A 25,151-nucleotide genomic window follows, 5' to 3' on the forward strand; every position below is an offset into this window, starting at 1 on the left:
GACAATAGCAAGAGTGAACCACCTGATCCCTTCCCGAACTCAGAAGTGAAACCTCTTTGCGCTGATGGTAGTGTGGGGTTACCCATGTGAGAGTAAGTCATCGCCAGCTCATTATTCGAAACACCCCCCTGCATAAGCAGGGGGGTGTTTTTTTGTAACTTTTAATAAGCAATATTGAAACTACTAGAGCTTCTCAAACTTATTGAAGTGCTTAAATATATTTATATTTCAAAGCTGATCAAAACTTTCTTAGGAGGGTTGTTCTTATAGGAGTGATAGGAGATCTTGAATCTTGGGTTTGCTCTAAAATAATTGATAGGCCGATCTTATAAATCTTGGCAAATAAAAAAACCAGCAAAATGCTGGTTTTTGATTGCAGTTCATTTTAACCAAATACGCGCATTACGGCTGCGATTAATACCCAAAGAATTGCAATGGCGATGATGGGTTCAACAATCTTTGCCCATGTTGGGGTTTCTACAAGAACGACGTCTTCAACATCTTGATGCTGATGATTCTGGCTTACCATTTGATTAAACTCCTTCATTGATGCCTCCAATGATAGCTCTTCTTGTACAATTGGTTTAGAGCCTTTGAGTTCTGTTAGGTTGTTTGTTGTCCAAACCCAATCATCTGCTTGACCGGATAAATGTTCAATCTGGCCGGTGAGCAGTTCTTGAATGCTGTTAAGATTATGATTGCCGGTATCATGTAACTGTTTTAATTCAGTGAGCTGTAAATGGAAAATTTCCGAGGTGCTTTGTTCTAGTTGAGTTCGATCCAGAGCTGACTGGTTTTCCGAATGGGTGGCCAGATGACGCACGACTTCCAGTATATATAATTCATCAGGATGATTAATTTCGTTATAAATTTTTTGTGGATTGTTGCGCCACTCGGTAATCAGTTTGCCTAAAGTTAAGGCATTAATTTCAGTTATATATTTTCGTCTTTCTTCTTTCGTATGGTCTTTTAGAAGCTCAGGCTTTTGAGTTTCTATCTGTTCAACAAAATATTGTACTAAATCAAAAGCCATTCACTTGCTCCATTATTTTTTAATCTAATAACCTTAAAGTTGGTTTTTTCTTTGGCTGTTCAGGTTTTTCTTCAGTGCTTGATTTTAAAGCATCTTCATCGGTTTGTGTATGTTCATATTCACTTGGATCAAAGAATAAACCTTGGCCGTTTTCACGTGCGTAAATACCGAGTACGGCTGCCATAGGGACATAGATATCACGAGAGACACCACCAAAGCGAGCAGAGAAGCTAATTGCATCATTGCTCATATGTAGCGCATGTACCGCATGAGGCACAATATTCAGCACAATCTGCCCATCTTTAATAAACTGCTCAGGAACCATGGTATTTGGACGTGTCGCATCGACCAGCAAGTAGGGCGTCATATTGTTATCGCAAACCCACTCATAGATTGCGCGTGCCATATAGGGACGAGTAGGGCTAAGGTTGAATTCTTGTTCGGACATGATGTTTCTCTACAGGTTCTTGATTTGTGCTGAATAACGGTTTTTTTCCTGCAATGTCATAGATTTTACAAAGGCAGGACGACTGAAAATTCGCTGGCAATATAAATAAAATGGACGGCATTGCTGCTGCGGTAATTCTATGCCCATCTGTTTCAGGCGGATAAAAATTGGCGCCAACATGCAATCCAGAATACTGAATTGTTCAGACATAAAATAGGGAAAATGCTGGAATAGTGGCATCAATGAGGTCAGGATATCTTGTAACTGCTTCTGTGCCTGGTTTTTGGCTTTTTTATCTAGGGTGTCTGGATGACGTAACATGATATCGGCCAGTTGTAGCCAGTCATTTTCAAAGCGCCAGATGTATTGACGTTGCTCCGCGCGCGGCATCGGCGCATCGGCATACAGTTTATTCTGACGATAGCGATCATCTACATATTCAGAAATAATTGAAGTATTGAATAATTTGAGTTCATTTTCGATCAGCATCGGCAACTGATTATAAGGATTGAGACTGGCCAGATCCTCGTCATCTGTATCTACCAGAATCAGGTTGTATTTAATTTGCTTCTCGGCAAGCACATAGCGAATCCAATGGGAACGGAAGTCATCGGCATGACTATATAAGGTAATTCCTTGAAGAGGCGCGCTTTCGACTGACATAAATCCTGATGAAGTTCTAATGAATAGACTAGGATACTAAAATTCAACCTAAAAAGCACCAAGCATCAAAGATCAATCGGCTTGAGCCAAGGTAGATTATAAGAAAAATATCTGGAGAAAAACAGCATGCTTATTAAACCGCTCATCATCCTGCTATTTATTGTTATTGGTGTGGCAAATTATTATCTGAGTAAATCATTTTGGTGCCATGACGGGGGCTGGGGTAAAGATATACATGAACAATAACCGCAAAAATATCCTTCAATATTGATAATGAATACTTATAAAAAAAGCCTTGGAATAATCCAAGGCTTTTTTGTCCGGTTCGGTAAACGAATTAACGTTTAGAGAACTGAGGACGTTTACGAGCTTTACGTAAACCAAGTTTCTTACGTTCAACTTCACGAGCATCACGAGTAACGAAACCAGCTTGACGAAGAGCAGGTTTTAAAGTCTCGTCAGAAGCGATCAATGCACGAGTAATACCGTGACGGATTGCGCCTGCTTGACCACCGATACCACCACCAGCAACAGTGATGTAAAGGTCATATTTCTCAGTTGCTTCAAGCAGCTCAAGAGGTTGGTTAACCACCATACGAGCAGTTTCACGACCGAAATACTGTTCAAGAGTACGGTTGTTAATTACGAGTTTACCAGTACCAGCTGATAGGAAAACACGTGCAGTTGCGGTCTTACGGCGACCTGTACCATAATTAGTAGCCATGTGCTGTTATCCCTTAGATGTCCAAAACTTGTGGCTGTTGAGCAGCGTGTGGATGCTCAGTACCTGCATACACTTTCATTTTCTTGATCATTGCATAACCAAGAGGACCTTTAGGTAACATACCTTTAACAGCTTTTTCTAGAACTGCTTCTGGTTTGTGAGCGATTAACTTTTCAAAGTTAGTCTCACGGATACCACCAGGGAAACCAGTGTGGCGATAGTATTTCTTATCTTGTGACTTTTTACCAGTCACAGTGATTTCTTCAGCATTGATTACAACGATATAATCGCCAGTGTCAACGTGAGGAGTATAAGAAGTCTTGTGCTTACCGCGTAAACGACGAGCGATTTCAGTCGCAAGGCGACCTAAAGTTTTGCCAGAAGCATCAACAACGTACCAGTCGTGTTGAACCTCAGCTGGCTTAGCGCTGAGAGTTTTCATTAAACCACTACCTATTATAGTTGGTTTGGACTATGGAATCTGTCCAAACTAAAGGAGACGCGATTCTAAACGAATACGTGAAGAATCACAAATGAAAATTGAAATTTCAAGCGCTGTATTTTATCTAATCTCCTGAAATAAGGAAAGGCATAAACCTGAATATCTCGCAAAAACGATGACTATATTTGTAACCATCCTTTCAATCGTATCAAAATATTGATTTATAAGGACGCTTTGCAATGATCGCTGCAGCCTGGATATGATCGGGTTATAATATTTCTCAGCTTTGCCAAATTGAGAAGATGATGCTGCCTTTATATGTCACTAGCGGGGAACCTGCTGGAATTGGTCCTGATATTTGCCTGAGTCTGGCAGAACGTGTGGATGAACGTCCGATTGTAGTATTGGCCGATCTGAATATGCTGAAAGCCCGTGCAGATCAATTGAAATTGTCTGTGGCATTGATTGAATATACCGGACAGGACGCATCTTCAAAAAAAGGTCAGCTGTATGTTGAACATGTGCCACTCAATCGGCCTGTGGTATTAGGTGAATTGAACCCGAACAATGCCGCTTATGTATTAGAACAACTGCGACGATCTGCGGACTATGCCATGTCAGCTAAAAGTGTCGGCGTGGCAACTGCACCGGTGCAAAAGTCTGTGATGAATGAAGCTGGCATCCATTTCAGCGGTCATACCGAATATTATCAAGAATTTGCAGGCGTTGAGCGGGTGGTGATGATGCTGGCGACCAAGACTTTACGTGTGGCTTTGGCAACGACGCATCTTCCTTTACGTGCCGTTGCCGATGCGATTAGCAAAGAGCGTTTGCATCAAGTCATCGATATTCTGATTCACGATCTGAAATCCAAATTTAAGATTGAACATCCACATATTTTGGTCTGCGGTCTCAATCCGCATGCAGGCGAGGGTGGCTATTTGGGTATGGAAGAAATTGAAGTGATTAATCCGGTACTTGAAAGCTACCGTGCTCAAGGCATCAATATGAGTTTAAGCTTGCCCGCAGATACGTTATTTACCCCGGAAAACTTAAAAGATGCCGATGCGGTTCTGGCGATGTATCACGATCAGGGCTTACCTGTGTTAAAATCACAGGGCTTTGGTGAAGCCATTAATATTACCCTCGGCTTACCCTTTATTCGTACATCTGTAGATCATGGCACAGCACTCTCCCTTGCGGGTACGGGACTTGCGAAAAGTTCCAGCCTGCACGTTGCTGTCGATTTAGCCCTCGATCTGGCGCGCCACTGATTATTGTTCATCACTCACGTTGGAAATGTTTTTATGTATCAAATTAATGCCTTAAACCCAAAAGAAGAAGGGCATCAGGCTCGAAAACGATTTGGTCAAAACTTCTTACATGACCAACGTGTCATTGCCAAAATTGTACGCTCAGTCAACCCACGTCCAGGTCAGAACATTCTGGAAATTGGGCCGGGTCTGGCCGCATTGACCTCACCTTTGATTGGTGAGTGTGATGCATTGACTGTGGTCGAACTTGACCGTGATTTGGCTGCGGGCCTGCCGGGTCGTGTACCACATCCAGAACGTTTAACCATTATTGAAGCCGATGCACTGCGCTTTGATTATTCAACATTATTTGAAGAAGGCCGTCCGCTGCGCGTGGTTGGTAACTTGCCCTATAATATTTCTACTCCCCTGCTTTTTCATCTTTTGGAATTTGGTGGCAAAGTGCAGGATATGCACTTCATGCTGCAAAAAGAAGTGGTTGATCGGATTACCGCATTACCAAATACTAAGGAATATGGCCGTTTGTCAGTCATGATCCAGTATTTCTGCAAACCGACTTTCCTGTTTGAAGTACCACCGGGATCTTTCAATCCGCCACCAAAAGTAACCTCGGCGGTATTTCGTTTAGAGCCTTATGCAGACAAGCCGATTGTGGCCAAAAATGAAAAAGCGCTGGCACGTCTGGTATCTCATGTCTTTACCCAGCGTCGTAAAACCTTGCGCAATAGCTTAAAAGGCATGCTGGTTGAAGATGGTTTTGAAAAAGCGGGTGTTGACCCGATGGCACGTCCAGAAACTCTGACCCTTGAACAGTTTGTTGCACTTTCAGATCAAATGGTGGCTTAAATAACGATGAACCGCACTGTTCGATATAATTATGTAATTGGCGATGTGCAAGGCTGTTTTGAGGCCTTGAAAGCTCTGCTCAAAGAAATCCGCTTCGATGCAGATCAGGACTTTATCTGGTTTGCTGGAGACTTGGTGGCACGAGGTGAAAACTCAATTGCTGCACTGCGGTTTATCAAGAAGCTGGCCGAACAGGGATCGGCTGCAACAGTCTTGGGTAATCATGATTTGACTTTATTGGCCTATGCCCGCGGCATCAAGCCGATTAAAGAAAAAGACAATGTTCGTGATGTGATTGATGCCATCGACAGCGATGACCTGATTGACTGGCTGCGTAAACAGCCGCTGTGTCTATTTCCAAATGAGCAGACTATTCTGACCCATGCAGGGATTCCGAATATCTGGAATGCAGAAAAAACTGCTCAATTGGCACAAGAAGTTGAAGCCATCATTTCTAATGATGACTTCGATGTGCTGGATGATTTTTTGAAAGAGATGTTTGGGAAAGAACCCGCACTGTGGTCAGACCAGCTAAAGGGCCATGAGCGTATTCGCTGTATCGTGAATTATTTGACCCGGATGCGTCTCACTGATGCAGAGGGGCGTCTGGAATACAGCTTTAAAGATGCGCTAGATGATCCAATGCCGGAAGGCTTTAAACCCTGGTTTGAATTTGAGTCATTAGCAGCGCAAAGCCATCAGATTCTGTTTGGTCACTGGGCTGCCTTAAATGGTAAAACTATTTCGGACCGAATTCAAAATGTCGATGGTGGCTGTGTCTGGGGCAATCAACTCATGGCATTCCGTCTGGAAGATCAGCAGATGTTCGCGGTTGATAATCCGGTGATCTAAGTAAATCCAATAAAAAAAGCCACGTGATCACGTGGCTTTTTTAAACTATCTATTAGTCTGCACGTATCCAGGTCTGGTTACGACCAAGTACTGAAACACCTACACTGGCGCGCAGGGTTAAACGTTTGCCAGTGTTGTTTAAACGCATTTTTGCGTCATAAATTTTACCTGCCAAAGGATCAATCACTTTACCTTTTTCATAGTTATTGGTGCCTTTAACATGTTTTAAGCCCTTGATAATTGTCATACCTAAAATGGGCTGATTGGTATAGGGAGCAGGGCAGGCATTACATTTTTCACGTGGTGTATAGCCCGGACGAGGGGTAACTTTCACAATTTTAGCAGAGTAAGTGTCATTAGGCTCTTGGCTAATTACGATAATCGCTTTGGCAGCTCCCGTTTTATCATCAATTTGTTGCCAAGTTCCAGTAATATCTTCCGCCCAAAGGGTCATGCTAAACCCTGTGGTCAATGCGGCAAGTAATATTTTTTTTAACATAGAGAGTCATTCCAGAGAGTTTTTTGTCATCGCGCCCTCATGTTAGGAATTATGATTAAATAGTCAATAATTATCTGAATACTATAGAGTTAATGTACTAAAAAAAGCTGCCAAGTTGGCAGCTTTTATTAATATTGAGAATTGGATACTAATCCTGACGAATCCAGGTCTGGCTGCGGCCTAAAGCAGAAACGCCGACATAACCACGCAAGGTTAAACGTTTACCATTGGCATTTAGACGTACTCTGGCATCGTAAATTTTACCTGCCAGCGGGTCGATCACACGGCCTTTTTCATAGTTATTGGTGCCTTCCGCATGTTTTAAGCCAGTCAGTACATCCATGCCCAGAATAGGTTGATTGGTATAAGGCGCGGGACATTTATTACAGGTTTTTTGTGGAGTATAGCCCGGACGTGGCGTAACTTTGATAATTTTTCCGGCAAACGTACCGTTATCATTTTGGCGAATTTCAATCACTGCTTTTGGTGAACCGGTTTTGTCATCAATTTGTTGCCAGGTGCCTGTTAAGTCCTGTGCATACGCAGTGCCAGTCATCATGGCAGCGATGAATATTAATCCTAATTTAGATTGTTTCATTATATTTATCCCTTTTTTTATAGATGAAATAAAATATCTCCAACACAAATGTGCTGCTTTATTAATCCTGGCGAATCCAGGTTTGTGTACGGCCGATGGCAGATATCCCAATGTATCCACGTAGAGTCAGTCGTTTCCCATTGGCAGAAATCCGCCCTTTTAAATCATAAATTTTGCCAGTTAAAGGGTCGAGTATTTGACCATGTCCATAGTTATTCTTGCTGGTTGGTTTCAGCCCTTTAATGATCTCTAGTCCTAAAATCGGTTTGTCTGTATATGGGGGTGGGCACTTTATACATTTTTCCCGTGGCGTATAGCCTGGTCGCGGTGTAACTTTGTGAATGTTCCCAGTATAAGAACCATCTGCCTGAGTTTTCATTTCAATCAGTGCTTTAGGTGAGCCGGTTTTATCGTCAATCTGTTGCCAGAAACCCGATAACTCCTGCGCAAATGCCATGGAGCAGGTGACTATAGAGGCTGTAAATACACCTAAAATTGCAATTTTCTGCATACGATATCCTTATGACAACGCATCAAATTCCATTTGATACATATTATGTAAATTCTACTTATTATACTTTCATAATCCATGAGAAAAGCATATGTTCAATATTCATACAACTTAATGTATGAAAATGCAAGCTTCTCTCTGCTAAATTTTAAACTCATCACATTTTATTCAATAGAGTATGAATTAATCCTGTTTAATCCAGGTCTGGCTGCGACCCAGGGCCGAAACGCCTACATAGCCGCGTAAAGTCAGACGTTTACCATTACTGCTTAATTTTGCCTTGGTGCTATACACATTCCCGGATAATGGATCGAGTAGTTTGCCTTGAGCAAAGTTATTATTGCCGGTGTGCTTCAGGCCTGTCAGTACATCCAGTCCAAGAATCGGTTTATTGGTATAAGGTGCAGGACAAGAGACACAATTTTCTTTTGGGGTATAGCCCGGGCGCGGCGTGATTTTGGTAATTTTGGCCGTATAAGTGCCTGTAGCTGTTTCGCGAATTTCCAGGAATGCTTTAGGTGAACCGGTTTTATCATCGATATTACGCCATGTCCCTGACAGATCCGAAGCTAAGGCCAGATGGCTGAAAGAGGTTAAAAGTAAAGCCGAGAATAATTGAACCTTTTTCATATTTCTGTTCCTTGAATAAAATTGTTTTATGTTTGTATATTAGGAACGATTAAAGCACAAAACAAACAATTAAAATGATTCACTAGTCACATTTTTTGCAAATAAAGTATAAAAGTAGGCAGCCAGATGGCAGTAAACACCGCATTGACTGCCATACCGAAAGCGGCATAACGTCCCGCAACACTGCCACGCTGCCAGGCCTGAGCTGTACCAATCGCATGTGCTGCCAATCCTAAGGCCAGTCCGGAAGCACGTTCATCATTGATATGCCGCAGGATAAACGGTGAAAATGCTGCGCCAATCACTCCGGAAAGAATCACAATCAGAATCACCATACTGATTGGAGCATCCAGCAAGGTGGCGATATTAATCGCAATGGGTGTCGTCACCGCCCGAGTCGCGAAAGCCATAATATCTGCGGAAGACATATGCAGCAGATATGCCAGTCCCATTGGCAGGGCGACAGCACTGATACTGGCAAAAACCAAGATACCGATAATCGCTTTTAGTGGTAAGTCATCATAGCGCATTGCAGCCAGTGGAATGGCCAGGGCGACGGTCACATAGCCAAGTAAATGATTGAAGAGCGGATTCACTTGATCCATGTAATTTTGATAAGGAATCCCGAGCACAAATAAAATTGCAAGCACAAAGAACATGCTAAATACGATGACAGGAATTTGCGGGATGATCCGGTTACAGGGTTTGGCAATCAGATAGGCCATCAGCGTGACCGCAAAGCCATATAAAATAGATAACATGCGGTACTCCTATAACCAGCGCTTGGCCATTTTGGCGTAAATCCATAAAGGAATCAGGGTGCTGAAAAACATGATGAACAAAAATGCCGGAATTTTCTGGCCCATATGGACCAGCATCATCAGTGCACCTGCACTGACAGGCAGGAAAGCAAAGGCGCTTTCCTTCATCAGCTTGTTATTGGTGTCTACGAGACGAGCGGGAAGTTTGCCGAAATAGCGCCAGGTAAAAAGGGCAATCAATAAGCTGAGTAACCCTACCAGATTGCCCAATTCAGGATGATCCAGCTGGGTCATGAGCCAGACGGATGCTTCCCGAAAGACAATAATAAGTAACAGGGTGCCGATCCATGCTGGCCAGTCTATTCGTTTTATCCAGTTCATTCGTATGATCAATTATTAAGTTTACTTATCAAGTTTTACTCGATCTTTGACCGGATTTCAAACGCTTCCAGTGGACGTTGAAACTGCTGCGCCTGTTTTCCCAAAATTTCATCTAAAGGTAAATGCGCCTGTTTAATCAGCTGCTCCAATTTTTGTGCTGCAATCCGAATATGTAAATGCAGCTGACCTTCATCATCATAATGTTCTGACTGGATTACATTTAAACCATAAAGCTGGTTGCGCAGCTTGCCGTAGGCGGGTTTCAGAATCAGGTCAAAGGATTGCAATTGTCCCATCAGGGCTTCATGTACCGCTTTACGCAGCAGGTCGATCCCTTCGCCACTATGTGCTGAAACATAGACACGTTCTGGCTCACCCGGGCGTCGATAAATAATTTTGGCCTCATCGCCGCTACAGTCAATTTTATTGTAAACCTGCAGGATCGGAACATCGGCACCAATTTCTTTCAAGACTTTTTCAACCGCTTCAATCTGCTCCAGCATTTCTGGACTACTTGAATCGATGACATGCAGCAACAGGGTAGCTTCTACGGTTTCTTCCAGGGTCGCCTTAAAGGATTCAACCAGCGAGTGGGAAAGATTGCGAACAAAACCCACCGTATCTGCCAATACCAGATTACCGATGCCATCCCATTCCAGACGTCTTAAAGTCGGGTCCAAGGTGGCAAAAAGCTGATCGGCTGCATAGACATCACTCTTGGCCAGCAGGTTAAACAGGGTCGATTTGCCGGCATTGGTATAACCGACCAAAGACACAGTGGGGACAGCTGCTTTTTGACGGGCAATACGACCTTGCATTCGGGTCTGGCGGACTTTATCAATTTTGGCTTTCAGTTGTCCCATGCGAATACGCAGTAAACGACGGTCAGTTTCAAGCAGGGTTTCACCCGGGCCACGCAAGCCAATGCCGCCTTTTTGGCTGTCGAGATTGCCACGGCTGCGAATTAAGCGGGATGATAAATGTTGCAGTTGTGCCAGTTCGACTTGCAGCTTGCCTTCATAGGTACGGGCACGCTGGGCGAAAATATCTAAAATCAGTTCGGTACGATCGACCACACGGCACTTGATGACCTGTTCCAGATTGCGGGCCTGGGCCGGTGTCAGGGCATGATCAACAATGACCAGATTGGCGTCCAGTTCTTCTACGCATTCGGCGATTTCTTCTGCTTTGCCTGACCCGATAAAAAATTTGGCATCCGGTTTGACGCGTTGAGCATGAATATGTTCCAGAATTTCGGCATCTGCAGATTGCGCCAGCAGATTAAACTCTTCAGCATCAAGGTCATCCAGCATTTGTACGCTGACACTCACCAGAATGACGCGTTCTTTCCCCCGATGTTGTTCTAAATATTCCACTCAGGCCAATCTCCACTTGAAAGCTTTAGTGTAGTTGAAAAAGAGCGAGGCAGATACTGAATTAGCGCGGCTTTGGTTTAAAGTGCGGTGACAAACAGTTGTGCAAGTGTTACCAGTACAGCGGCATAGATACAGGTACCACCCAAAATATATTTGAGCACTTGTAAAGGCTGAAGCTTTTCATTCGCAGGCTGGGTTTGATCTGGCATGGCAGCGATCCTTTTTAATCTAATATTCCGATGTTTTTATTCTAAATGATTTATTAATCCAATTAAAATTGAAGATATAGATCTTATTGGTCGGTTTTTATTATCAATGCATGTTGCGAATGAACAGTATAGAATGAGTTTAATTCGTGGATATTCCCTGTATCTAGCTTAGGATTTAGTGACGTTTTTATGAACCCAACTGTACAAGATCAAACATCTCACCGACATGGCTTGGCAAAATTCTGGCTTTATACGCGAAAAGTAACAGCTTCACTGGTTGTTATCAGTGAAGGGTTCTATTTGGTTTTCCGTCACGGTTTATACAAAAATCCGAACAATCCAACCAATACCCGTTATGTGCAACATTTTTGTCGACAGTTGTGCAAAGTATTCAACATAGAAGTCCAGGTGCACGGTGAAATTCCGCGCGAACCCGCTTTATGGGTGAGTAACCATGTGTCCTGGCTCGATATTGCAGTTTTAGGTTCAGGGGCACGCGTATTTTTTCTGGCCAAAGCAGAAATTGAAAACTGGCCAATTCTGGGTAAATTGGCCAAAGGTGGCGGCACTTTATTTATCAAACGTGGTTCTGGTGATTCGGTGCGTATCCGCGAACAGATTACCGGATTTTTAAAACAGAATATTCCCGTATTATTTTTTCCTGAAGCCACCACTTCAGATGGGCGAGCCATTAAAAAAGTACACGGCCGGATTTTAGGTGCTGCGATTGAGGCACAGCGTCCTGTGCAAATTTGCCTGATTTGTTATGTGAATCAGCAGGGCGACCTCGATGTGGTTGCGCCGTTTATCAATGACATCAGTTTTGCAGCCCATGTCAAAAAAGTACTGGAAATGCCACAAGTGATTGCACATTTAGTGGCTTTACCTGCAATCGCGACTGAGGGGCACACTGTTGAAAGCCTGACCCGTGTGGTACAGCAAACCATGCAGGCTGGCTTGGTGGAGTTGCAATCGCGTGTACTAGAAAAGACTTAATAAAAAACAACTGGATGAGAAATTTAGGCATTTGATATCTATTCTTGGGAATAGACGTGTATAGCCTCATCTTTGCTTTAAACATTTAAATGGCTTTGTGTTGGCAAAACTCTACTTTTGACAGACCCAAAGTAGGCAAAAGTCTTTATTAGCCATACACGACGTCCTGTCGTGATGGATAATGTGTGGCATCCTTGCCACACTCATATCTCTGAAACTTGGGGCAAATCCACTAGAAGCAGGCAGCGTTAAAGAAGAGGCTATTTTAAATAGTTCAACTCAAGCTGTTTGTCACTTACATAAACCCTTCGATTGGTAACCATGACACCAGTTTGAGTCCAGCTTTTTGGTACCATTTTATTCCGGGTTCTTTGGTGAAGGTTTTAACCTCTCCATTGGCTTTCTTGATTTTCCAGTTAATATTCTGGTTGGCATCCAGCACCAGTTTGTAGGCATATTTGCTCAAGTTCTGGTCCATGGTTTGGTGCACTGCCTGTGCTAAAGATGGACTATTCAGTAAGACACCAATTTCAGTGTTGAGATAGGCCGAGCGTGGATCAAAATTAAATGAACCAATAAAGACCTGTTTCTGATCTACCGCCATCAGCTTGGCATGCAGACTGGAACGACTCAGGCCTTTTAGACTGACTTTGGCTTTTTTAGAAATCTCTTCAGTATTGGCATTCAGGTTGTCGCTATCCGGTGCTGCCAGAAACTCATAAAGCTGTACATCATTCTCGAGTAGATCCTGACGATATTTGCCATAAAAGGCATGTACCAGCGAAACGTCATTGGCTTTAAACGAATTGGTTAATACTCGAACCTTAATATTTTCATCGGCCAGTTTTTTTAAGCGATCGGCCCCGATTTTTTCCGGAACGAAATAGGCAGAGACAATGTCGACACTGTGTTCGGGTTTTTCCAGATGTTGTAAGAGCTGAAAATTGAGATGTTCTTCAGTTCTGGCTTTGGCCTTGATTTTGCTCGGCGGATCTTTGACTACTTCAGCTTCAACCCAATCCAGCTGAATATTCTGTTCCAGCCATTCATCGAATGCTCTTGAACGATTTGCCAGATTCAGATAGTCCTGAGTGGCCGGGTTCTGGCTATGTACTGCCAGTTGCTGTTTCAGGCTGGGAAAACGTAAGCCATGATGACGCGGATTGACAATCTGTTGCACCGGATAGGCATAATCATCATTCCAGTATTCATCGAAGGAATGAATGATTTCATCCGATGCTGCACCGACCAGCATCACATCGACATCGGAAAACTGATAAATTTCACTGACATTATAATACTGGTTACTCATATTGCGTCCACCAATCAGGGCAATCTGGTTGTCGGCAATAAAACTTTTATTATGCATGCGGCGATTAATACGCTTTAAATCCAGCACCATGTCCATGGCACGATATTTTCGAAAACGGTAGGGATTATACAGTTTGACATCGATATTCTGATGCTGGTTTAAGGCCAGATAAATGCCTTCCATTTTCTTGGCATTATTGTCATCCATTAACAGACGCACTTTTACGCCACGATCTGCCGCCTGAATAATCGCATGCAGGGCAAGGGTGCCAATCCGGTCGTTGTCCCAAATATAATACTGTAGATCCAGACTACGCTCGGCCTTGTTAATCAGCTGGATACGCGCACCCAGTGCTTCGAGTGGGTCATAGAGCACACGATAACCGGTCAGGCCGATGTTCTGTTCACGTAAAGGTTCAACAATTTGCGCCAAACTGGTTTGTGAGGTATCTGTTTCAAATGCCATCTGGCTAGGCTGCTCAGTTTGCTTGGGCAAAGTACTGCATGCAGGAAGACCCAAGATCATGCTACAGCTCAGTAAAATTCCAGCTTTATAGCGGTAAATTGATGAAAAGCAGGAAAATTTTGAATGAGCTTGAACGTGGGGAGCAGTGGCCATATAAGTCGAAGAATGAAAAATTAGAATTGAGTATAATTGCCAGCTATGAAAAGATAAATATAAAGCCAGTAATCAGCTTCTCGACTCGACAAGGCAAATCTATGTGGGATACCAGTTCCGTACTTTTTTATTTTTATTTAGGCATGGCCATTCTGGCCATCTGGGCTGTGTACCAGGCATGGTCGAGTCAATCTCGTACCGAGACCATTCATCCATTTAAAGCATTTTGTCATTTGTTGGCTTTTTACCTGTCCTATTTACTGGTTCCACTGGTGTTCTTCAGTATTTATGCCGGATGGAGCGGTTATTATTCCTTGCATGAAGCTGTTTTTGTATTTTTGATCAGCGCCGTCTTGAGTTATGCACGCTTTATCGAGCCGCATTTAATTCAAGTGAAAACGACACAATATCAGATCAATGCGGATAAACGCTTAAAGCAACCCGTCCGGATTGCCCTGATTGCAGATTTACATATCGGTCTGTTTTCTGGTCATGAACGGCAGTTGCGACAAATTGTGCATAAGTTAAATCATGTTCAACCCGATTTGGTGGTGGTGGCCGGAGACTGGACTTATGAGCCGGAAAATAAACTGGCACAAGAACTGGCAGTTTTAAAAGAAATTCATGCCCCAGTCTATTCCGTCAATGGCAATCATGACGAGCAATATCCGGGACCACCGATTCAGGAACTGTTGCATTATGCACTGCAAGTCAATCAGGTCATGGATATTGAAGGGCAAATTGTCGAATTTGATGAATTTCGGCTCTTGGGTGTGGGCGATCTCTGGGCGGGTAAAGCCGATATGCGCAGTCTGCCAGATTTACCTCAGGACAAGCCTTGGGTCATTTTGTCGCATAATCCCGATACGGTGGATATGATTCCCAAATTACCGACACGTCCTCTCATGCTGGCTGGACATACCCACGGCGGACAGGTGGAATTGCCTTGGCTGACCGATTATGTCATGAAAAAAGTGTCAATTTTGGGGCATAAGAAGGGCATGTACCGTCATGAACATGCAGATGTGTTTGTCACGGTCGGCACCGGTTTGGTCGGCGTACCTTTTCGTTTTCGAGTGCCGCCCACTATCGATATTATTGAACTGATCTAAATGGAGATATTGTCCTGTTCAGCTTTAACTAATGATCCAGATCAGGATCAATAACAGCACTGCAATGGCTGCCAGAATCCAGATTTTATTTTCAATTTTTCGGGTTGGGACTTCTTCGCGTAATTGTCGTGCGGTAATTTCAGCTTCTGTGGGGGTATTCAGGCTCGGATGGGTCGGAATTTCAAGGGGAGGCGTTACCAGGTCAATCTCACCTGCATCATCACTAAAGCGCGGTCCTGTGCTTTCAGTTTTCATGACCACATCGTGCTCACGGACAATCTCTTCAATCACTTGCAGCGCCTGGATTTCATTCAAAGTCGTATGCTCGGTGATATAGCGAACGGCCTCTATTTTTTTATCATCTTCCAGCAAAATGATAATATTGACCAACTGTTTCTGGGTTAGGGATTCAATAAGCTCCTGCATTGCCTTGTCTCATTGTCTGGTTGAGTCCATTTGATTGTTGAGCAAATTTAACGAGATAAGTAGCAGAGTTTTGTTGTGAAATCATAAAAAAGCCAGCATCGAATGCTGGCTTTTAAATCAAACTAAGACTTTAAATTTGATTATTTACATCATCATTCTTGGTTTCACGAATCAACAGAAATGCAATCAGTGACAGGATTGATGCTGCGGTCAGGTAATAACCGACTGCAGACAGACCATAAGTCGTTGCCAGTTTGGTGGCAATCAGCGGAGCAAAGGATGCACCAAAGATGCCTGCCAGGTTAAAGGTCAATGCAGAACCGGTATAACGTACTGAAGTCGGGAAGATTTCAGACAATACAGTGCCGATTGGCCCATAGGTTAAACCCATGATCGCCAGACCAATACACAAGAACAGGAATACCACCAGCGTGCTGCCAGATTCCAGCATATCTGCAAAGAAAATCCCGAAGATGGCAGAGATAACACAGACTGCAATCGAGGTGGTTTTACGGCCAAACTTCTCGGCCAATACTGCAGAAAGTGGAATAAAGGCAGCAAAACATAGGGTTGCAACCAACTGCAATTGCAGGAATTCTTCACGAGAATAACCTAGCTGTTTAGTACCCCATTGCAATGCAAATACTGTGGTGAGGTAGAACACCACGAAGGTACAAATTGCAGCGATGGTGCCGAGTACCAGCATGCGAGAATGTTTTTTGAAGACTTGAACAAATGGAATGTTCACTTCTTTTTGTTTATCTAGCACCTTTTGGAATGCCGGGGTTTCATGCAGTTTTAAACGAATCCATAAACCGACAATCACCAGCAAGGCACTTGAGATAAATGGAATACGCCAGCCCCAAGCCATAAAGTCAGCCTCAGACATGAAAGCGCCCAACGTCAGGAAAGAACCTGTTGCCAGAATAAAGCCGATTGGAGCACCCAGTTGTGGGAACATGCCATACCAGGCACGTTTACCTTCAGGTGCATTCTCGGTGGCAAGAAGTACGGCACCTGACCATTCACCACCCAGCCCCAAGCCCTGACCTAAACGACAGAGTGCAAGCAAGAGTGGTGCAGCAATCCCGATTTGCGCATAAGTGGGCAAGAGGCCAATCGCAACGGTGGAAATACCCATGGTCAGCAAGGCAGCGACCAATGTGGCTTTTCGCCCGATCCGGTCACCTAAATGACCAAAGAGTGCCGCACCAATCGGGCGGGCAATAAAAGCAATGGCAAAAGTGGCAAGCGACTGAATGGTGGCAGTCATCGGATCTGTACTTGCAGGGAAGAACAGATATGGAAAAATAATGACAGCAGCAGTGGCATAGATATAAAAATCGAAGAACTCGATTGTAGTACCGACCAAGCTCGCGGTTAAAACGCGAAATTTTGAATTTTGTGCTGGCTGAGCAGCAGAATTAGACGACGCCATGGAGAACCTTACACTTACTAAAAATAAAAAAGCTTAGTTTTAAAAGCGTAATCTTTTTAAAAAAGGCGTAATTTTTTAAAAAAACAACTGCAATCTTCTCGCTTTAACTCGCTCAGGGTCACTGAAATGAAAAAGAAGATGATTAAATCACGTAAAGATAGATAGACAGAAAATGTGATCCTGCGCCTATCAATACAAATATGTGCCAGATAGCGTGGGTATATCTTACTCTTTTTAAAGCGTAAAACAATGCACCTACGGTATAAGCCAATCCGCCAATGATCAGAAAGGTCAAAGATTGAGCACTGAGATATTGTTGCATATCATCCATCACCAGCAGCGCCAGCCAGCCCATGACCAGATAAGCCACTAAAGAAATTTTCTGGAAACGATGAATGAAAACGAACTTGAACAGTGTACCAATGAGGGCGATCACCCAGAGTGCAATCAATAAATACTGGGCTTTGGCTGTTGGAATGGCAATTGACAGGAAAGGCGTATAGGTTCCGGCGATTAAATAATAAATTGCAGTATGATCAACTTTTTTATAAAAATAACGACGGTCTGCTGCGGTGGCCATGTGATAGAGCATGGACGCAGAGAACAGCAAGATCATGCTCAGCGCGTAGACCCAAAGTCCAATCCATTGTCCAGTACTGAGATAAGACCCTTTAATAATCAAAAGAATACCAGCAATTACCGATAATCCAGCACCCACAGCATGACTGATATAATTAATTCGTTCCTCAGTGTGATCATAATCTGGAACCAGCGGCGCATTCTGCATGATTGTCATTCTTCTTTAAAATATACATTTGTATAGTAATTCAATTTTGCTTTTAGGTTAAGAAGATTTAAACTTGAGGGGCAATTCATTTCAGGTTTTATCTATGTCAACGTTGGCAACTCTCTCAGACCAAGAACAGCAGTTTTTAGATGTATTTCAGCAAGCTGTTGAAAGTGATCAATTTGATCGTCTGATCTTAAGCCAGTATAAAGGTGAACTGCAGGATTTAGAGAAAATGACCTTGCGAGTCATTTCATTAAATGGGCAAAAAGTACTGAGCTGTCTGTATCGCCATAAAACTCAGGATGTCACCAAAAACTATCCTTTAGCGGATGCACTGGCGCAGGTGACGGCATTATTGGCATGTTGCAAGCAAGCCAATTTGCTGACGCTAGATGAAGAATTACAGCTGAAAAAAAACAAGAAAAAAGCCATGTTGACTCGTACTAAAAACAAAAACTCGACGCTTCAGGCCAAGTCCGCTGAACAGGGTCATGACCGGATTAAACAACGTTATGTTGATCAGGACAGCATCTTTTTACAGCATCTCGGCATTAGCGATCATAACGCGCAGATCATTCCCAGCATGGCGCGTAAATGGAAACAGATTAATAAGTTTGTCGAGATTTTTTCGGGTGCATTGGCGCAGCTCAAGCCACAAGTCGAAGGTCTGCGTGTGGTGGATTTTGGCTCCGGTAAAGGCTATCTGACCTGTGCTTTATATGACTATATGCAAAAACATGGTGAGACGCCGTGGGTTACAGGGGGGGAACTGAATCCGAAAATGGTCGAGTTCTGCCAAAAGGTCGCGCAACAATCTGGCTTTGATCAGCTCGACTTTTTTCAGGGCGATGTGCGTACTTATGCACCGAAACGTCTGGATGTAATGATTGCTTTGCATGCCTGTGATGTGGCAACGGATTTTGCGATTCACAGCGGTATTCGCCTGAATGCACAGATGATCATGTGTGCGCCATGTTGCCATAAGGAATTGCGCCCACAGTTACAGGCGCCAAAAGTGCTGAGTCCGATGCTGCAATTTGGTATTCATGCCGGTCAACAGGCAGAAATGCTGACCGATACCATTCGTGCGTTATTGCTGAAAGCCTATGGTTATGAAACCAAAGTTTTTGAGTTTGTGGCACTGGAACATACCAGTAAAAATAAAATGATTCTGGCGACGAAACGCAAAGATTACCAACAACCCGATCAGGAGGTCTTGAAACAGATTCAGGACTTGAAAGAAATGTACGCTATCCAAAAACATTCACTGGAATTGTTATTGAATAATCAGTGGGATCAGCAGGGGATTGGTTCTAAATGCTAAAGGATTCAGAGTTTAAAATTGTTTCGGGTGGTTGGGAGGATTTAGCGAAGCATGCCAAAACCATTCGCGAAGCCGTGTTTATTCAAGAGCAGAATATTGCCGCTGAAGAGGAATGGGATGAGCAAGATGCCATTTCCATCCATTTTGTGGTCTATGAAAAGGGTCATGTGATAGCCACTGCAAGATTGCTGGCGAATAACAGTGTAGGTCGTGTTGCAGTGTTAAAGTCACATCGTGGCTTGAAAATCGGGCAGCAATTGATGCAGGCGATTATCGATTATGCCAAAGCAGATCATCGAAAAGATTTAAAACTGTCTTCGCAAGTACATGCCATCGGTTTTTATCAGGCATTGGGTTTTAAGGTTCAGGGCGAAGACTATCTGGATTGCGGCATCCCGCATATTGATATGTATTTAAAGCTTTAATTTTTTAGTTATTGAGATACAAAAAAGCGAGGCATTGACCTCGCTTTTTTACGCCCTTACTGAATCAAGATCAGTGGCCATGCGCTGAGCTATGCTCGGCACTCTCCATGTTGGCATGTTCTTCAGTTGACATATTATGTTCATTCGCTGTTGTATCGGAATGAGCCGTATTGGCAGTCGCACGTGCCTCACGATCTGCTTGAGCCTTCGCAATTGCTTCAGGAGACATGGTCGGTGCATTTTTAAAAGCATGCTGCTGGGTCGTCTGTTTATTTTGCTGGCTTGGCATGTAATCCGGTTCATTCGTCACCGCAAGCCAAAAAATAAACATGAATAATCCACCTAAAATACAGAAGATAATAAGTGCTTTCCAACCCCAAGGGGATTTTTCAGGTGAACTGTGATCAGTCATAGGTCTTACCCACGTGGATATCAAACTTATGTAACTTTATAACATAAATTGATCAAAAAGCAGATCGAAATCTGTCATTAGACGAGTGTATCCAGTGATTCAGCCAAATCCGGAAAATAAAAAGAGCAACTCAGTTCCTCTTTTTATTTAGAGCTCAAAATTATTGAATCGGCTGGCCTTCTGCTGCCCGGTCTTTCAGGAGTTGCGGTGCTTTGAAGCGTTCACCATACTTGTTTTCGAGTACCTTGGCACGGGTCAGCGCCTTGGCCAGACCATACTGATTTAAGAATTGCACCGCGCCACCCGTCCAGGCTGCAAAGCCAATGCCAAAAATGGAACCGACATTGGCATCGACCACAGACTCCAGCACGCCTTCTTCCAGACAGCGCACGGTATCCAGTGCCTGCACAAACAGGAAACGATCCATCATTTCCTGTTCAGAAAGATCAACCTCTTTTTTCCAGTGGTTGAGACCCGTCCAGAGCTGCTTTTTACCATTTTCTGGATAATCATAAAAACCTGCACCGGCAGCCTTACCTTTACGGTTAAACTCATGAATCATACTGTGAATGACTTCATCTGCGGGTGATTTGGTGATGGTCTGACCTTGTGCTTCTAAGACTTTGTATCTTTCATTGGCCACATGTTCGGAGAGGGTCAAGGACACTTCATCCTGAATGGCCAATGGCCCGACTGGCATACCGGCTTTGAGTGCAGCCATTTCAATCCGCGCCGGATGCACGCCTTCTGCCAGCAGGCGCAAACCTTCTTGAACGAACGTACCAAAGACACGACTGGTAAAGAAGCCACGGCTGTCATTTACCACAATCGGTAATTTGCCAATCTGCTGGACAAAGTCAAAGGCTTTGGCCAGTGTTTCTGCTGAAGTATTTTGCCCCTTGATGATTTCGACCAGCTGCATTTTATCGACCGGACTAAAGAAATGCAGACCGATAAAGTTCTGATCATTTTTTGAAGCCTGGGCTAACTCTATAATAGGCAGGGTCGAAGTATTCGATGCCATCACGCCATGACTGGCAAGATACTGTTCTGCTTCTTGTGTGACTTGAGCTTTCAGTGCGGGATTTTCAAACACCGCTTCAATGATCAGGTCACAACCGGCCAGATCTTGATTGGATGCAGTCGCTTGAATCAGGCTTAAAACCTGATCTCGTTGATCAGCAGATAAACGTCCTTGAGCTACTTTTTTATCCAGCAGTTTCTGGCTATAAGCTTTACCTTTTTCAGCCGCTTCAATCGAAATGTCTTTTAAAATAACCTGAATGCCTTTGCTGGCAGTCACATAAGCAATGCCTGCACCCATCATGCCTGCGCCCAGAATGCCAACTTTAGTGGCTTTCCATTTCGCAACCTTTTGGGGACGGCTGGCACCGGATTTGATCGCATTCAATCCATGCCAAAAAGTAGCGATCATATTTTTAGAAATCTGACCGGTGGCCAGATAAGTAAAGTAACGCGATTCAATGGTCAGCGCCGTATCGACATCGACCTGAGCACCTTCTACCGCTGCCGACATGATTGCTTCAGGTGCAGGATAGCAACCTTTGGTTTTATCACGCAGCATCGCTGGGGCAATCGCCAGCATCTGTGCAACTGCTGGCGTTGAAGGGCTACCACCCGGAATTTTGTAGCCTTTTACATCAAAAGGCTGTTGTGACTTCGGATTGGCTTTGATCCAGACAATGGCTTTGTCTAAGAGTTCATCGGTATTGTCTGCCACATCGTGAATCAGCCCTAAAGATCGGGCTTTCTCTATACCCAACTGTTTGCCTTCCATCAACAAGGGAAAGGCATTTTGCAGGCCGAGCAGGCGCACGCTACGGACAATACCACCGCCACCGGGTAGTAAACCCAGTGTGACTTCAGGCAGGCCAAACTTGCTTTTAGGGTCATTCAAGGCAATACGATGATGGGCACACAGAGCAATCTCCCAGCCACCGCCCAGTGCTGTGCCATTTAGTGCAGCCACAACCGGAATGCCGCGGGTTTCGATATAACGCATCTGTGCTTTCATCTCTTCAATCATGTTGAAGAATTCAGTCGCATGTTCAGGTGTAGCTTGAATCAGTTCATCCAGATCACCACCGGCAAAGAAAGTTTTTTTCGCAGACCGGAAAATGATGCCTGTAATATTTTCATCAGCTTTGAGTTTTTCTACGGTTTCAGCCAAAGCGCTACGAAAATCTGCATTCATGGTATTGGCAGACTGGTTTGGAGAATCAAAGGTCAGAATGACGATATTATCTTCAGTTTTTTGATATTGAATTGCGCTCATAAATTTTTATCCAGATCATAATGGGATGAATTTGGAGTTAATATCCTGATTAGATTTTAGAAATTTTCCTTATTACAGAGCCTTTCCAAATTCATCTAAATTCTTGGTTTAAGCTTCAGTTTGACCTGTCTTGCGAAATGTATTTCTCATTTAGCAAAAGTAGGCAAACCATTGTCATACGCAAAATCTATTAATTTTGTAAAACAATGATCTTGCGCTAAAACCAAAGCAGTGCTTTGGTTTTGCTCAGGTTGCATATGACTAAAACGTGAATCAAACACTTTAAATATTTGAGTTAAACCAATTCAATAATGGTGGCGATGCCCATACCGCCACCGACACACAGTGTGGCTAGTCCACGTTTTTTGCCTTGGCGTTCTAACTCATCCAGTAAAGTTCCCAGAATCATCGCGCCTGTTGCGCCCAATGGATGACCCATAGCGATTGCACCACCATTCACATTCACTTTCGCTGGATCAACATTGAGTTCGCTAATAAATCGCATCACCACCGCAGCAAAAGCTTCATTGACTTCAAACAGGTCAATATCATCAATCGTCAAGCCAGCTTTAGCCAAAGCTTTACGTGCTGCCGGGGCAGGGCCGGTCAGCATAATGGTAGGATCAGCCCCGACCAGCGCCGTGGCCAGTACTTTGGCACGCGGTTTTAAACCTTGTTCTTTGATCGCTTGTTCCGATGCGATGAGAACCACGGCTGCACCATCGACGATTCCGGAAGAATTCCCGGCATGATGCACATGATTCACCGTGCTAACTTCAGGATATTTTTGTAGGGCGATGGCATCAAAGCCCATCTGTCCCATGGTCGCGAAACTAGGATTGAGTTTGCCTAAGCCTTCAGCAGTTGTGGTCGGTTTGATAAATTCGTCTTTGTCCAGAATCACCACACCGGCCTTGTCTTTGACCGGGATAACAGAAGCGTTGAAATAACCATTGGCTTGTGCAGCAGCGGCTTTCTTCTGGGATTGCTCGGCAAACTGGTCTACGTCGGTGCGGCTATAACCGTCAATCGTGGCAATCAAGTCCGCGCCAATACCTTGCGGAATAAAATCACAGGCCATATTGGTTTCAGGATCTAGTGCCCAAGGACCGCCATCGGAACCCATCGCTACGCGGGACATGGATTCGACGCCGCCTGCAACGACCAGATCTTCCCAGCCAGAACGGACTTTTTGTGCAGCCAGATTGACAGCTTCCAGACCGGAAGCACAGAAACGGTTGATTTGTACACCGGCGACATCATTGTCCCAACCCGCTGCGATCGCCGCGGTTTTGGCAATATCGGCGCCTTGATCACCAATCGGTGTGACACAACCCAGCACAATATCATCGACTTTTGATGTATCAAATTGATGACGTGCCTGAAGTTCGTTAAGTAAGCCAGTCAGTAATGAAATGGGTTTGACTTGATGTAAAGATCCATCTTTTTTACCTTTTCCGCGTGGCGTGCGAATGGCGTCGATAATATATGCCTCGCTCATAGCATGTCCCTTTTATTAATTTGCTGAAAATTATTCTAATGACTCGAGTGTAATACTTAAATTTTGAAGTGCAATGACGAGAACGGACCAGATCATTTGACGATTTTTGCCAATAAAAAAAGCCCAGGTCTGGAAGCCTGGGCTGGAGAAGAGGATATCGAGAATTTTAATTAATGATAACCATGCAACTGGCGATATAGACCTGGGGTTACACCGGTCCATTTCTTGAAGGCACGATGGAAGGTACTGGTTTCACTGAAACCGACCTGCTGCGCGACATCTTCGAGGGTTAGATCTGGATTCAATAACAGATGAATCGCGGCATCACGGCGCAAGGCATCTTTCACACCTTGATAGCTTTTACCTTCGGCTGCCAGACGGCGGCGCAAGGTTTGAGGAGATAAATACAGCATTGACGCGACATCATTCAATGTCGGCATTTCTTCGCCAATCTGGCTCTTCAATACATCACGGATTCTTGAGGTCAGCGAGTTGGTATTTTTAAACTTCACTAGGAGCTGAGCAGGCGCAGCTTTTAAGAATTCCTCTAAGGTTTCTTCATTCTGACGGATCGGCAGGTCCAGATAGTCCGCAGCAAAGGTGATTTCGGTACGTGGCATGTCGAACTGCATTACCGGCGCAAAGAACAGGGCATCATATTCATCGGCATGGACTGGACGTGGATAGCTAAAATGCACACGTTCCAGCGGTAAACGACGTTCAATCAGCCAAGATGCCAGACCATGCCAGATCATCAGCATGCTTTCGGTAATAAAATGATCCGGATCCATCGCATTTGGAATGAGGGGCACCAGACGTGCTTCGTGTTTGTCACGTTCCAGGGTCACCGACCAGTCATCACCGAAGAGTTTATAGAACTGCGAGGAAAGTTCCAGTGCATCACCGAGGGTTTTGGCATGAATAATCAGCTGGCACATGATCGCAAATGTACCCAGACGGCGTTGCTGTTTATCAAAACCGACATGCTCGTCCTGAGTCACCATCCACAACATTTTTATAAAGCGGGTATATTGTTCAGGTGAAATACGCGCTTTGGGCTGATGCAGCAGTTCTGCTTCAATCCCGACGTGAGACAATAAAGTATCGACATCCATGCCCAGACGTTTAACGCCAGATAGAGCTGCGTTGACGAAATGGATACTGATCGTATCACGACTCATGTTTAATCCTTCAGTCTCTTTAATGTTCACTAATATTTGACCTAAATGACGAAAAATAATAAAGCAATGGCAA

Annotated in this window: 28 protein-coding genes and 1 rRNA gene; 8 read left to right on the forward strand and 21 right to left on the reverse strand. The window is 44.0% G+C overall.

Annotation, left to right across the window (positions count from 1 at the left end):
* A 5S ribosomal RNA gene (gene rrf / locus FTU87_RS13835) occupies nucleotides 1-109 on the forward strand; the annotation flags it as partial.
* Nucleotides 110-385: 276 nt separating this feature from the next.
* Here rrf and FTU87_RS13840 read toward each other — a convergent pair.
* The 5 genes from FTU87_RS13840 to rplM all read right to left on the reverse strand — a co-directional run bounded on the left by FTU87_RS13840 (nucleotide 386) and on the right by rplM (nucleotide 3,310).
* Nucleotides 386-1,033: a hypothetical protein gene (locus tag FTU87_RS13840; RefSeq protein WP_005169443.1), complete on the reverse strand. Its 648-nt coding sequence runs from the start codon at nucleotides 1,031-1,033 to the stop codon at nucleotides 386-388.
* A gap of 19 nt (nucleotides 1,034-1,052) precedes the next feature.
* A complete protein-coding gene (locus tag FTU87_RS13845; RefSeq protein ID WP_005098047.1) occupies nucleotides 1,053-1,481 on the reverse strand; it encodes a ClpXP protease specificity-enhancing factor in 429 nt (142 codons plus the stop codon).
* A gap of 9 nt (nucleotides 1,482-1,490) precedes the next feature.
* Nucleotides 1,491-2,144: a glutathione S-transferase N-terminal domain-containing protein gene (locus FTU87_RS13850; protein WP_005098044.1), complete on the reverse strand. Its 654-nt coding sequence runs from the start codon at nucleotides 2,142-2,144 to the stop codon at nucleotides 1,491-1,493.
* 337 nt (nucleotides 2,145-2,481) lie between these two features.
* The gene (gene rpsI / locus FTU87_RS13855) at nucleotides 2,482-2,868 is read right to left on the reverse strand and encodes a 30S ribosomal protein S9 (RefSeq protein ID WP_005007735.1); all 387 of its coding nucleotides are present in this window, start codon (nucleotides 2,866-2,868) and stop codon (nucleotides 2,482-2,484) included.
* 13 nt (nucleotides 2,869-2,881) lie between these two features.
* Nucleotides 2,882-3,310 carry a 50S ribosomal protein L13 gene (gene rplM / locus FTU87_RS13860; RefSeq protein WP_004281682.1) on the reverse strand — a complete coding sequence of 143 codons (429 nt, stop codon included), beginning with the start codon at nucleotides 3,308-3,310 and terminating at the stop codon, nucleotides 2,882-2,884.
* A gap of 305 nt (nucleotides 3,311-3,615) precedes the next feature.
* Between rplM and pdxA the strand changes: the two genes are divergently transcribed.
* The 3 genes from pdxA to FTU87_RS13875 are packed head-to-tail and all read left to right on the forward strand — an operon-like array spanning nucleotide 3,616 to nucleotide 6,282.
* Nucleotides 3,616-4,584: a 4-hydroxythreonine-4-phosphate dehydrogenase PdxA gene (gene pdxA, locus FTU87_RS13865; protein WP_180083418.1), complete on the forward strand. Its 969-nt coding sequence runs from the start codon at nucleotides 3,616-3,618 to the stop codon at nucleotides 4,582-4,584.
* 33 nt (nucleotides 4,585-4,617) lie between these two features.
* The gene (gene rsmA, locus FTU87_RS13870; RefSeq protein ID WP_005169455.1) at nucleotides 4,618-5,430 is read left to right on the forward strand and encodes a 16S rRNA (adenine(1518)-N(6)/adenine(1519)-N(6))-dimethyltransferase RsmA; all 813 of its coding nucleotides are present in this window, start codon (nucleotides 4,618-4,620) and stop codon (nucleotides 5,428-5,430) included.
* Between the two features lie 6 nt (nucleotides 5,431-5,436).
* Nucleotides 5,437-6,282 (forward strand): symmetrical bis(5'-nucleosyl)-tetraphosphatase, encoded by an 846-nt coding sequence (locus FTU87_RS13875; RefSeq protein WP_005169457.1) that lies wholly within the window; start codon nucleotides 5,437-5,439, stop codon nucleotides 6,280-6,282.
* A gap of 52 nt (nucleotides 6,283-6,334) precedes the next feature.
* Here FTU87_RS13875 and FTU87_RS13880 read toward each other — a convergent pair whose 3' ends face one another.
* From FTU87_RS13880 to FTU87_RS15205, 8 genes are all read right to left on the reverse strand, one after another.
* The gene (locus FTU87_RS13880; protein ID WP_005098035.1) at nucleotides 6,335-6,781 is read right to left on the reverse strand and encodes a DUF2147 domain-containing protein; all 447 of its coding nucleotides are present in this window, start codon (nucleotides 6,779-6,781) and stop codon (nucleotides 6,335-6,337) included.
* Nucleotides 6,782-6,929: 148 nt separating this feature from the next.
* The gene (locus FTU87_RS13885) at nucleotides 6,930-7,379 is read right to left on the reverse strand and encodes a DUF2147 domain-containing protein (RefSeq protein WP_074383505.1); all 450 of its coding nucleotides are present in this window, start codon (nucleotides 7,377-7,379) and stop codon (nucleotides 6,930-6,932) included.
* A gap of 61 nt (nucleotides 7,380-7,440) precedes the next feature.
* Entirely contained in the window at nucleotides 7,441-7,890 is a 450-nt protein-coding gene (locus FTU87_RS13890; RefSeq protein WP_005098031.1) for a DUF2147 domain-containing protein, read from the reverse strand.
* A gap of 183 nt (nucleotides 7,891-8,073) precedes the next feature.
* Entirely contained in the window at nucleotides 8,074-8,520 is a 447-nt protein-coding gene (locus tag FTU87_RS13895) for a DUF2147 domain-containing protein (RefSeq protein WP_005098029.1), read from the reverse strand.
* 86 nt (nucleotides 8,521-8,606) lie between these two features.
* Nucleotides 8,607-9,281, reverse strand: coding sequence for an LrgB family protein (locus tag FTU87_RS13900; protein ID WP_005098028.1), 675 nt, complete (start codon nucleotides 9,279-9,281; stop codon nucleotides 8,607-8,609).
* Nucleotides 9,282-9,290: 9 nt separating this feature from the next.
* Nucleotides 9,291-9,662 carry a hypothetical protein gene (locus FTU87_RS13905; RefSeq protein WP_005098027.1) on the reverse strand — a complete coding sequence of 124 codons (372 nt, stop codon included), beginning with the start codon at nucleotides 9,660-9,662 and terminating at the stop codon, nucleotides 9,291-9,293.
* Nucleotides 9,663-9,697: 35 nt separating this feature from the next.
* On the reverse strand, nucleotides 9,698-11,038 hold the full coding sequence (hflX, locus tag FTU87_RS13910) for a ribosome rescue GTPase HflX (protein WP_005169463.1): 1,341 nt from the start codon (nucleotides 11,036-11,038) through the stop codon (nucleotides 9,698-9,700).
* Between the two features lie 77 nt (nucleotides 11,039-11,115).
* Complete coding sequence (locus tag FTU87_RS15205; protein ID WP_005098021.1) at nucleotides 11,116-11,247, reverse strand: hypothetical protein; 132 nt, start codon at nucleotides 11,245-11,247, stop codon at nucleotides 11,116-11,118.
* Between the two features lie 189 nt (nucleotides 11,248-11,436).
* Between FTU87_RS15205 and FTU87_RS13915 the strand changes: the two genes are divergently transcribed.
* Nucleotides 11,437-12,243, forward strand: a complete 807-nt coding sequence (locus FTU87_RS13915; protein ID WP_180097667.1) for a 1-acyl-sn-glycerol-3-phosphate acyltransferase — start codon at nucleotides 11,437-11,439, stop codon at nucleotides 12,241-12,243.
* Between the two features lie 295 nt (nucleotides 12,244-12,538).
* On the opposite strand, the gene FTU87_RS13920 is transcribed toward FTU87_RS13915, so the two are convergent.
* The gene (locus FTU87_RS13920) at nucleotides 12,539-14,173 is read right to left on the reverse strand and encodes a phospholipase D family protein (RefSeq protein WP_180097669.1); all 1,635 of its coding nucleotides are present in this window, start codon (nucleotides 14,171-14,173) and stop codon (nucleotides 12,539-12,541) included.
* Between the two features lie 101 nt (nucleotides 14,174-14,274).
* On the opposite strand from FTU87_RS13920, the gene FTU87_RS13925 reads away from it, so the two are divergent.
* The gene (locus tag FTU87_RS13925; protein ID WP_034608396.1) at nucleotides 14,275-15,285 is read left to right on the forward strand and encodes a metallophosphoesterase; all 1,011 of its coding nucleotides are present in this window, start codon (nucleotides 14,275-14,277) and stop codon (nucleotides 15,283-15,285) included.
* A 24-nt stretch (nucleotides 15,286-15,309) separates the two neighbouring features.
* Here the strand turns inward: FTU87_RS13925 and FTU87_RS13930 are convergent, their stop codons facing one another.
* The 3 genes from FTU87_RS13930 to FTU87_RS13940 form a co-directional block, all read right to left on the reverse strand.
* Nucleotides 15,310-15,711, reverse strand: a complete 402-nt coding sequence (locus FTU87_RS13930; protein WP_180040192.1) for a hypothetical protein — start codon at nucleotides 15,709-15,711, stop codon at nucleotides 15,310-15,312.
* Nucleotides 15,712-15,841: 130 nt separating this feature from the next.
* Nucleotides 15,842-17,149: an MFS transporter gene (locus FTU87_RS13935; RefSeq protein ID WP_074383499.1), complete on the reverse strand. Its 1,308-nt coding sequence runs from the start codon at nucleotides 17,147-17,149 to the stop codon at nucleotides 15,842-15,844.
* 142 nt (nucleotides 17,150-17,291) lie between these two features.
* Nucleotides 17,292-17,936: a hemolysin III family protein gene (locus FTU87_RS13940; RefSeq protein WP_005098015.1), complete on the reverse strand. Its 645-nt coding sequence runs from the start codon at nucleotides 17,934-17,936 to the stop codon at nucleotides 17,292-17,294.
* Nucleotides 17,937-18,039: 103 nt separating this feature from the next.
* On the opposite strand from FTU87_RS13940, the gene FTU87_RS13945 reads away from it, so the two are divergent.
* On the forward strand, nucleotides 18,040-19,263 hold the full coding sequence (locus tag FTU87_RS13945; RefSeq protein ID WP_180097671.1) for an SAM-dependent methyltransferase: 1,224 nt from the start codon (nucleotides 18,040-18,042) through the stop codon (nucleotides 19,261-19,263).
* Entirely contained in the window at nucleotides 19,257-19,688 is a 432-nt protein-coding gene (locus FTU87_RS13950) for a GNAT family N-acetyltransferase (RefSeq protein ID WP_074383497.1), read from the forward strand. The genes FTU87_RS13945 and FTU87_RS13950 overlap by 7 nt, the downstream gene beginning before the upstream one ends.
* A gap of 70 nt (nucleotides 19,689-19,758) precedes the next feature.
* Here FTU87_RS13950 and FTU87_RS13955 read toward each other — a convergent pair whose 3' ends face one another.
* The 4 genes from FTU87_RS13955 to FTU87_RS13970 form a co-directional block, all read right to left on the reverse strand.
* A complete protein-coding gene (locus FTU87_RS13955) occupies nucleotides 19,759-20,100 on the reverse strand; it encodes a hypothetical protein (protein WP_034608399.1) in 342 nt (113 codons plus the stop codon).
* Between the two features lie 160 nt (nucleotides 20,101-20,260).
* Nucleotides 20,261-22,396: a 3-hydroxyacyl-CoA dehydrogenase NAD-binding domain-containing protein gene (locus tag FTU87_RS13960; RefSeq protein WP_180097673.1), complete on the reverse strand. Its 2,136-nt coding sequence runs from the start codon at nucleotides 22,394-22,396 to the stop codon at nucleotides 20,261-20,263.
* A 295-nt stretch (nucleotides 22,397-22,691) separates the two neighbouring features.
* A complete protein-coding gene (locus FTU87_RS13965) occupies nucleotides 22,692-23,897 on the reverse strand; it encodes an acetyl-CoA C-acetyltransferase (RefSeq protein WP_180097675.1) in 1,206 nt (401 codons plus the stop codon).
* A gap of 170 nt (nucleotides 23,898-24,067) precedes the next feature.
* Nucleotides 24,068-25,078 (reverse strand): AraC family transcriptional regulator, encoded by a 1,011-nt coding sequence (locus tag FTU87_RS13970; protein ID WP_005098008.1) that lies wholly within the window; start codon nucleotides 25,076-25,078, stop codon nucleotides 24,068-24,070.
* Nucleotides 25,079-25,151: the final 73 nt, after the last annotated feature.

This window comes from Acinetobacter sp. YH12156, assembly GCF_013418235.1.
Lineage (GTDB): Bacteria > Pseudomonadota > Gammaproteobacteria > Pseudomonadales > Moraxellaceae > Acinetobacter > Acinetobacter pseudolwoffii.

Coding starts and splice junctions, on each gene's coding strand:
- FTU87_RS13840 (WP_005169443.1), bottom strand. CDS start 1,033: ATGGCTTTTGATTTAGTACAATATTTTGTTGAACAGATAGAAACTCAA.
- FTU87_RS13845 (WP_005098047.1), bottom strand. CDS start 1,481: ATGTCCGAACAAGAATTCAACCTTAGCCCTACTCGTCCCTATATGGCA.
- FTU87_RS13850 (WP_005098044.1), bottom strand. CDS start 2,144: ATGTCAGTCGAAAGCGCGCCTCTTCAAGGAATTACCTTATATAGTCAT.
- rpsI (WP_005007735.1), bottom strand. CDS start 2,868: ATGGCTACTAATTATGGTACAGGTCGCCGTAAGACCGCAACTGCACGT.
- rplM (WP_004281682.1), bottom strand. CDS start 3,310: ATGAAAACTCTCAGCGCTAAGCCAGCTGAGGTTCAACACGACTGGTAC.
- pdxA (WP_180083418.1), top strand. CDS start 3,616: ATGCTGCCTTTATATGTCACTAGCGGGGAACCTGCTGGAATTGGTCCT.
- rsmA (WP_005169455.1), top strand. CDS start 4,618: ATGTATCAAATTAATGCCTTAAACCCAAAAGAAGAAGGGCATCAGGCT.
- FTU87_RS13875 (WP_005169457.1), top strand. CDS start 5,437: ATGAACCGCACTGTTCGATATAATTATGTAATTGGCGATGTGCAAGGC.
- FTU87_RS13880 (WP_005098035.1), bottom strand. CDS start 6,781: ATGTTAAAAAAAATATTACTTGCCGCATTGACCACAGGGTTTAGCATG.
- FTU87_RS13885 (WP_074383505.1), bottom strand. CDS start 7,379: ATGAAACAATCTAAATTAGGATTAATATTCATCGCTGCCATGATGACT.
- FTU87_RS13890 (WP_005098031.1), bottom strand. CDS start 7,890: ATGCAGAAAATTGCAATTTTAGGTGTATTTACAGCCTCTATAGTCACC.
- FTU87_RS13895 (WP_005098029.1), bottom strand. CDS start 8,520: ATGAAAAAGGTTCAATTATTCTCGGCTTTACTTTTAACCTCTTTCAGC.
- FTU87_RS13900 (WP_005098028.1), bottom strand. CDS start 9,281: ATGTTATCTATTTTATATGGCTTTGCGGTCACGCTGATGGCCTATCTG.
- FTU87_RS13905 (WP_005098027.1), bottom strand. CDS start 9,662: ATGAACTGGATAAAACGAATAGACTGGCCAGCATGGATCGGCACCCTG.
- FTU87_RS15205 (WP_005098021.1), bottom strand. CDS start 11,247: ATGCCAGATCAAACCCAGCCTGCGAATGAAAAGCTTCAGCCTTTACAA.
- FTU87_RS13915 (WP_180097667.1), top strand. CDS start 11,437: ATGAACCCAACTGTACAAGATCAAACATCTCACCGACATGGCTTGGCA.
- FTU87_RS13920 (WP_180097669.1), bottom strand. CDS start 14,173: ATGGCCACTGCTCCCCACGTTCAAGCTCATTCAAAATTTTCCTGCTTT.
- FTU87_RS13925 (WP_034608396.1), top strand. CDS start 14,275: ATGTGGGATACCAGTTCCGTACTTTTTTATTTTTATTTAGGCATGGCC.
- FTU87_RS13930 (WP_180040192.1), bottom strand. CDS start 15,711: ATGCAGGAGCTTATTGAATCCCTAACCCAGAAACAGTTGGTCAATATT.
- FTU87_RS13935 (WP_074383499.1), bottom strand. CDS start 17,149: ATGGCGTCGTCTAATTCTGCTGCTCAGCCAGCACAAAATTCAAAATTT.
- FTU87_RS13940 (WP_005098015.1), bottom strand. CDS start 17,936: ATGCAGAATGCGCCGCTGGTTCCAGATTATGATCACACTGAGGAACGA.
- FTU87_RS13945 (WP_180097671.1), top strand. CDS start 18,040: ATGTCAACGTTGGCAACTCTCTCAGACCAAGAACAGCAGTTTTTAGAT.
- FTU87_RS13950 (WP_074383497.1), top strand. CDS start 19,257: ATGCTAAAGGATTCAGAGTTTAAAATTGTTTCGGGTGGTTGGGAGGAT.
- FTU87_RS13955 (WP_034608399.1), bottom strand. CDS start 20,100: ATGACTGATCACAGTTCACCTGAAAAATCCCCTTGGGGTTGGAAAGCA.
- FTU87_RS13960 (WP_180097673.1), bottom strand. CDS start 22,396: ATGAGCGCAATTCAATATCAAAAAACTGAAGATAATATCGTCATTCTG.
- FTU87_RS13965 (WP_180097675.1), bottom strand. CDS start 23,897: ATGAGCGAGGCATATATTATCGACGCCATTCGCACGCCACGCGGAAAA.
- FTU87_RS13970 (WP_005098008.1), bottom strand. CDS start 25,078: ATGAGTCGTGATACGATCAGTATCCATTTCGTCAACGCAGCTCTATCT.